At 58.6% G+C, this 1,070-nt stretch carries 1 protein-coding gene; it reads right to left on the bottom strand.

Going from position 1 to position 1,070, the window contains the following annotated elements; translation table 11 throughout:
• On the bottom strand, nucleotides 1-1,070 hold a 1,070-nt coding region (locus WMO44_RS14915), incomplete at both ends, for a DNA topoisomerase (RefSeq protein WP_349153046.1).

Consider the following 1,070-nt stretch of genomic DNA (forward strand, 5'->3'; position numbering starts at 1 on the left):
AAATGCTTTGGCGGAGACGTTTGACCCTCTTTCAGTTCGACACCGGCAACGCTGCACTGGCTCTGCTCCTGCACATCCGGCAGAACCGCCGGTTCTTTCTGCTTGCCAAGCAGTTCGCCCAGCATTTTCCGCTCCATGGTTTTCCATCCCTCGGACAGCACCACCTTGCCCTTTGCGGAGAACTTCTCCCCGGCACAGATGGTAGTGAGCGTGGTTTCTGCATAGCAGTAAGGCTCACCCACGGCACAGAGCAGCCGTGTGGCAATCAGCCGCAGGACATTCCGCTCCCCGGCAGGGAGGGCGGCAAGGTCTGCTTTTGCCATGCTTTTCGTGGGTAGCAGCGCATGGTGGTCGGTGACCTTGCTGCCGTTGATGACCTGCTGCACATGGATGGGAACCGGTTCCTCCACGGCAAACGCCCTGCCCGTGTCAGTCACCAGTCCCGGCAGGGATGCCGCCATATCCTCCGTCAAAAATCGGCTGTCCGTGCGGGGGTAGGTGATGAGCCGTTTTTCGTAAAGACTTTGGGCATAATCCAAGGTCTGCTGCGCCGTAAATCCCAACAGACGGTTTGCATCCCGCTGCAATGCGGTAAGGTCATAGAGCTGCGGCGGGCTTTCGGATTTCTCCTTGCGTTCCATCTTTTGCACCGTGGCACGCCTCTCCTTTCGGCATTTGGAAAGCAGCAGTTCGGCATCCGCTTTCTGGGCAAACCGCTTGCTGGATGCGGTGCCGCCGTCCGCAAGGGTCAGGGCAACCGTGTAGAATTTTTCCGGCACAAAGGCGGCAATGGCAGCTTCCCGGACAACCGTCATGGCAAGCACCGGGGTCATAACACGCCCCACCGCCAGCGGTTGACCGTACAGGCACGAAAAAAGCCGGGACGCATTGATGCCGACCATCCAGTCGGCACGTTCCCGGCATAAAGCCGCCTTGTACAAGGCATCGTATTCAGTTGACGGTTTGAGGTGGGCAAAGCCCTCCCGGATGGCGTTTTCCTCCATGCTGGACAGCCACAGGCGGGAAACAGGCTTTTTGCACCCGGCTTGCTGATACACTAAGCGGAAGAT

This window comes from Faecalibacterium tardum (genome assembly GCF_040096515.1).
In the GTDB taxonomy this organism is placed as follows: domain Bacteria; phylum Bacillota; class Clostridia; order Oscillospirales; family Ruminococcaceae; genus Faecalibacterium; species Faecalibacterium tardum.